This is a genomic window from Dellaglioa sp. CoH-56-MRSF-10, from assembly GCF_056782175.1.
The window spans coordinates 1-430 of sequence record NZ_JBXAYF010000043.1; the positions used below are offsets into that span (position 1 = coordinate 1).

Below are 430 nucleotides of genomic sequence, written 5' to 3' on the forward strand. Positions count from 1 at the left end.
CAGGTGCGGTGCTTCTTAATAAGCCGCCGTTCAGCATCCTGTGCATCTGCGAGAACACCAGTCCACAGAGTGTGGACTTCGAAACTGTCAGCACCCTCAGCACGCAGCAGACGCTGAAAAGCCGCGCCCTCTTTTGAGGTTGCATCACTGATGTGCTGGCTTACACGATGTTTAACGGAAACAACTGTAACGCCAATGTAAACATAACGCGCCCGCTTGGGTGACCACCAACCATACACGAAGGCCGCTCGCTCGGGATCAAACCCAGCAACAGCGCGTTGAGTTATACCACACACTTCGTCTCCACTCCAACCGCGTGCTGCTCTGGCGGCTATGGTACCGCGTTTAATACCGTACCGTGCGGAGGCCTCGGAATATGTGAACTCACCATGGCGAGTGACCAGCTTCTTGCTCCTGCTGTTCGTTATGT

At 54.7% G+C, this 430-nt stretch carries 1 protein-coding gene; it reads right to left on the reverse strand.

The window, feature by feature from the left end:
- Positions 1-296 (reverse strand): GIY-YIG nuclease family protein (locus AC1RP4_RS07740; protein WP_481763233.1); only part of this gene is annotated, 296 nt, incomplete at its 3' end.
- Positions 297-430: the final 134 nt, after the last annotated feature.